This is a genomic window from Dolichospermum circinale AWQC131C, assembly GCF_000426905.1.
Lineage (GTDB): Bacteria > Cyanobacteriota > Cyanobacteriia > Cyanobacteriales > Nostocaceae > Dolichospermum > Dolichospermum circinale.
The window spans coordinates 7,524-13,092 of record NZ_KE384643.1 but is presented as its reverse complement, the minus strand read 5'-3'; the positions used below and the strand labels follow the sequence as shown (position 1 = coordinate 13,092).

At 37.0% G+C, this 5,569-nt stretch carries 4 protein-coding genes and 1 pseudogene; 1 reads left to right on the top strand and 4 read right to left on the bottom strand.

The window, feature by feature from the left end; all coding sequences use genetic code 11:
- Window positions 1–53 precede the first annotated feature (53 nt).
- From ACIR131C_RS0118910 to ACIR131C_RS0118895, 4 genes and pseudogenes are all read right to left on the bottom strand, one after another.
- A pseudogene (locus tag ACIR131C_RS0118910) lies at window positions 54–434 on the bottom strand (dynamin family protein); the annotation flags it as partial.
- Window positions 435–488: 54 nt separating this feature from the next.
- Window positions 489–2,990, bottom strand: a complete 2,502-nt coding sequence (locus ACIR131C_RS0118905; protein WP_028091450.1) for a U32 family peptidase — start codon at window positions 2,988–2,990, stop codon at window positions 489–491.
- 157 nt (window positions 2,991–3,147) lie between these two features.
- Window positions 3,148–3,537 (bottom strand): tetratricopeptide repeat protein, encoded by a 390-nt coding sequence (locus ACIR131C_RS0118900; protein ID WP_028091449.1) that lies wholly within the window; start codon window positions 3,535–3,537, stop codon window positions 3,148–3,150.
- 128 nt (window positions 3,538–3,665) lie between these two features.
- Window positions 3,666–5,117 carry a glycoside hydrolase family 13 protein gene (locus ACIR131C_RS0118895; RefSeq protein ID WP_028091448.1) on the bottom strand — a complete coding sequence of 484 codons (1,452 nt, stop codon included), beginning with the start codon at window positions 5,115–5,117 and terminating at the stop codon, window positions 3,666–3,668.
- 105 nt (window positions 5,118–5,222) lie between these two features.
- On the opposite strand from ACIR131C_RS0118895, the gene ACIR131C_RS23375 reads away from it, so the two are divergent.
- Window positions 5,223–5,569: AAA family ATPase (locus ACIR131C_RS23375; protein WP_035372507.1), on the top strand; the 347-nt coding region annotated here is incomplete at its 3' end.

Sequence of the window (5,569 nt, the reverse complement as noted above, 5' to 3'; positions counted from 1 at the left end):
TTAATCCTGAAACTCTTTCCAGTCAACACTTGTAAGTTATTCTCTTACATCGAACTCAGGTTATCAACAGTATTAAATCCCAATTGTTGACATAAAAACACCGCTTGTTCTTGAATTTCTGCTGCACTCAAAAAGGTTAAAACAACTCTTTCTGAATCTGCTGGTGCATATTCAATTTTACATTCTGTACCCGTTGCGTGTCCTTCTGCACTATATAATAATTCTCTCTCTAATAGTGCATTAATCAACATTGATTTACCCGCACTAAAAGCACCAGCAAAGACAATTTCAAACTTGGGAGAAATGGCTTTATCTAAGGAAATTTGCACAGGTGTAACGTCTTGAGAACGTAAAGCTGTTTCTTGCTGTAAAAGTTGGAGAATAGATTCAACTTGTGCTTGTAATTGCTGACATTGAGGGATTAGACTTGACATAGAAAGTAGTAAACAAGGTTTATCAGCATTGTAATACTACTTGTCGCAGTTTGGCTACATTATCCCCAATGCACCACGAGTCACACCTAATTGATTTTGTAATTTTAATTTCTGCCACAGTTGTGAACCTGTCATTTCCCCTTGCAGTAATTTTTGATAACTTTGTATCGTTTTTTGTACTTGTTCTGGTGTTTCGTTGACAAATTCAATGCGGAAGTGCTGTAAACCCAATTCTATCAACCGTTGTACATATTCCGCGCCGGTCTGTGCTGTACTATTATATACTGTATTTCTACATCCTGCGTCTGCTTTGAGAATGTGTTCACTACCTACCCTGTCCCTAATTGTTACCGCTTGTGTTTCGCAAGGTCTACCGCAATTGGTGTAATCTGTTCCTGTAGATAAAAAGGCACAAAATACACAATGTTCCATGTGAAACATGGGAATATGTTGATGTATTGTGACTTCAAAGTTTGAGGCTGGATAATTGGTAATTAAATGTTCGAGTTGGTTAATATTTAAGTCGTAAGATGCTGTTAATCTTTCTAAATTAAAGCGGTTTTTAAAGTAATCTGCGGTTAAGGGATTAGCAATATTTAGGGAGAAATCACCAATACATCTTTCTGTGGTAAAATATTCTAATTGATCATAATTTCTGATTAAATAACCATCAGCTTGAGAAGCCTGAACTTGTTTTAAAATCCAGGTTTCTCCGGGTTTGGTTATGCGAGGTGGTGTCACAAAAATGCTGATTTCTGCTTGAGATTCTCGCACCATTTTTACTGCTGCTTTATAGTTGCGTGGATCTTCAAATTCACAATATATGGTTTTGATATTTGCTGTTAATACTGCTTTTAATTGTGCGATATTTCTGACTAAAACAATCAAGGAAGGAGACGCGGAAACATCTGTAGATTTAAAAATAGTAGACTTAGGAATAATTATATCTTGCCATTTTGCGTGATGATTTAATTCCCAAAGTTTGGGTTTACTTCTCAATTCTTCTAATTTCCTGACTATTTCCCGACGCATTCGGTTTAATTCACTCACAGGTAACATGATTTTACCGTTGAGATGATCTATGAAATTATCTAAATGAAAAGGTGTATTTCCTAAGCGGCCAAATTGTTCTTTTAATCTTTCTTTAGAGAGAGGTTTGGTATGTGCTTCGACTATAAATATTTCTGATTCTACCTGAACAATATTACCCAATTCATCACCACATACAGCTATTAATTTTTCTCCAATTTCTCCATATACTTCTATATTAATTGGTCTGGTAAATTGGGGATTTTCTCCGGTATAACTTTGACGAATTTGTTTATCTAATTCTGGGTCGTTGGTTTTCCAAACTTTATCACCTATATGGATACTATGAAAGTTTAAATCATTTCTGCCAAAAGTTAATATTGTATCTTGACCATTGGGGATAACTGCATATATTCTTCCCCCTTCTTCTTTTCTTTCGGGGTGTCCACAATCAAAAACAATCCCATCTCCCGGTTTAACGGGTGCTGCTAATTTGACTGTTATTTCTGCATTTCTAATCCGAGTCACTTCTCCTAAATAAACACCCCGTTTTTTACCAAATCTTCCATGTACTAACTCCTGATTATTAATTCCCTCAAACCAACCTGTATATAGTCCGCGAGAAAATGCCATTTCTAAATTATATTGGTCTTTTTCTCTATGAGAAAATGTCTCTATGTTAGTTGTGATAATTTGATTTAAGGCTTGACGATAAACGCGAGTTACATTAGCAACATATTCTGGTGTTTTTAAACGTCCTTCAATTTTTAAAGAAGTAATTCCAGATTTGACTAACTCTGGTAAAACTTCCAAACCTGCTAAATCTTGAGGACTTAATAAATATTTGCGATTACCTAAATTCACAACTTCCCCACTAGCAATTAAATCATAAGGCATTCTGCAAGCTTGAGCGCATTCTCCTCGATTTGCGGAACGTCCTCCTAAGGCTTCGCTGGTTAAACATTGTCCAGAATATGCGACGCACAAAGCACCGTGAACGAAAACCTCTAAGGGTAAAGCAGTATTTTTTGATAATATTTGTGCTTGAATTTTATTAATTTCTAAAATTGAACATTCCCGCGCTAAAACTACTAGTTGACAACCCAAAGATTTAGCGAATTGTACCCCCGCAACACTGGTTATAGTCATCTGCGTTGAAGCGTGTATGGGAAAGTCCGGGGAAAGATGACGAATTAGCCGACAAATACCCACGTCCTGAACGATGACAGCATCCACACCAGCAGAAATGATAGTTTTGAGGTATTGCTGTGCTTCCGTTAGTTCCTGGGGAAAAATCAGGGTATTCAGAGTGATATAGCCTTTGACTCCCCTTAAATGCAGAAACTCCATTAATTCCGGTAAATCTGCTGCTGTGAAATTTTCAGCCCGCATTCTCGCGTTAAATTTCTCTAAACCAAAATAAATCGCATCTGCACCATTTTCTACGGCTGCTTTCGCGCATTCCCAGTTACCAGCGGGTGCTAGGAGTTCAGGGAGTTTAAGGGTAGGGGTGGTAGTGCCTGTCATTTTGGTTAAGTTAGGGTTATGTTGAGTTTATAGATTGTATCTAAATAAATTGGCGGAAAGATGGTACATAACTAAATATTCATGACAAACTTTACCACCTACTGGGGGTAGCGGCAGGACGAGAACTTAGTACCGCAGGGTCAAATTCAAAAGTCACTTACTTGCCTTTTTTCTGTTTAATATTTGTCAAAGCAGTTTGATAATCTTGCCTATCTGGATGTAATTCTACCAACTTTTCTATCAAAGCGATCGCTCCTTGATTATCTCCCAAATTTAACCTCAGAATAGACAATTTTTCCAGGGCTGTTTGATTATTAGGTTCACGCTGTAAAACCAATTCATAACCCTTAATTTGTTGCTGTAAATCAGTTTCAGCCGATTTTACTACAGGTTGTTGTGGTTTTTGCCAAGTCTGTTGGAGAAAATTTAGTCCCCCAAATAACATTGAACCACCAAATGAAACTAATCCAATATATGTAACAATTCTTTTCTTTCTCTCGATTTGCTGACCACGCTGAACTAAGTAATCATTTTTTGCTTTAGTCATATCAAAAACTGCTGTTGTCTAAATTGCAGCATTCCTCTTCATTATTAGACTACCCACAATTTCTCCAAAAATATCATCCAATTTTAGATTTTATATTTTATATTTTAGATTTTGAATCAAAAATGGCATCAATGTAAAATCAAGCCGCCACGAGGGGGAATAGTTAAACAAAGATGATCGCATTTCCATGATATATCTCCATTCCCAAATAAAAGTTGATTGGGCCGATTTTGCAATTGCAAGTTACTACAATCTATATTCACTGTTATAGATTCAGTTCCCACATTCACAGCAATAATTAATTCTTGATTTTCTAAGGTTCGTGCAAATATGTAAACTGTTGCTACTGCATAGAGAATCTGATAGTTACCAATTCGCAAAGCTGGGTAATTATTGCGGAGAGAAATTAATTGTTTGTGAGTATTTAAAATATCGTGATTCCAGTTAGATTCTGGCGGAAAAACACGACGACAATCAGGATCTTTTCCTCCAGGTAAACCAACTTCATCACCATAGTAAATACTCGGCGCACCGGGAAAAGTAAATAATAGCAAATTGCATAATTCTACACTAGTTTGATCGCCATTAGCAATGGTAATTAATCTAGATGTATCATGACTACCAAGCAGGTTTAATTGAGTTAATTGAATTTCCCAGGGATAAAGTTCTAAAAGGGATTGAATTTTAGTAGCATATTCAGCCGCATCTAGGGCAGGATAGGGGTAATAACTGTTATATTTAACTTCTTCTAAAACGATGCGATCGCCCACTACAAAGGCTAGGACAGCCTGATTAAATAAATAATTAAGAACCCCATCAAATTGTGTACCATCGAGCCATTCACGGGCATCTGACCAGACTTCACCCACAATATAACCATGGGGATTAATACCTTTAACTCGTTGACGAAATTCCTGCCAAAAACCAGGAGTTTTAATCTCATAGGGTACATCTAAACGCCAACCATCAATACCAAATTCTAACCAATATTCAGCAATTTTCATGATATATTCCCTAACGTCTGGATGATCATGATTAAAAGTTGGTAAGGAGCGAATACCAGCCCAAGAAACATAATTAGCCGGTAAATTACCATCATAGGGAGCAAGCGGCCAATTTTCAATTTTAAACCAATTTATCCAAGGAGAATTAGAGCCATTTTCTAAAACATCATGGAAAAAGAAAAACCCGCGACTAGAATGATTAAAAACACCATCAAGGACAACTTTCATATTACGATCATGGGCAGCATCTAACAACTCTCTCAAAGCTTGATTTCCTCCCAACATAGGATCAACTTGATAATAATCATGGGTATGATAACGATGATTACTCGCAGATTGAAAAATGGGCGTAAAGTAAATAGCAGTAACCCCTAAATCTTGAATATAATCTAATGATTCTAATACTCCCCATAAGTCCCCTCCTTTATAACCTTGAATTGTCGGTATAGCATCCCAAGCTTCTAAATTACTATTATTTAAAAAGCTGGAACGGGAACGCTGACTTCTGGTAAATCTATCGGGAAATATTTGATAAAAAACCGCGTGTTTAACCCAATCTGGTGTTTGAATTTGCATAAAATTATCCAAAATTATCTAAAATGAACGGCGAAAATAGCAAAAAGTATGCTATGATTATTCACAATACCCAGTTTTTACGAGTTTACAGTAATTAGTTCTATAATGGTATACGTCAAGCGCGTTGAACTTACCAATTTCAAGTCCTTCGGTGGTACTACTTCTGTACCTCTACTACCAGGTTGTACTGTCATATCTGGTCCCAATGGTTCTGGGAAATCAAATATCCTTGACGCTTTGCTGTTTTGTTTAGGCCTGTCTAGTTCTAAGGGTATGCGGGCAGAACGTTTACCCGATTTAGTTAATAACGCTCAAAAACATCAGGGACGTTCAGCACTGGAAGCTAGTGTAACTGTAACTTTTGATATTTCCGATATCTCCCGCAGAGACGCACAGACACAGAGGGAGGAAGGGGAGGACGGGGAGGAAGTAGGGGAAGCAGAAGAAAATCT

Coding starts and splice junctions, on each gene's coding strand:
- ACIR131C_RS0118895 (WP_028091448.1), bottom strand. CDS start 5,117: ATGCAAATTCAAACACCAGATTGGGTTAAACACGCGGTTTTTTATCAA.
- ACIR131C_RS0118905 (WP_028091450.1), bottom strand. CDS start 2,990: ATGACAGGCACTACCACCCCTACCCTTAAACTCCCTGAACTCCTAGCA.
- ACIR131C_RS0118900 (WP_028091449.1), bottom strand. CDS start 3,537: ATGACTAAAGCAAAAAATGATTACTTAGTTCAGCGTGGTCAGCAAATC.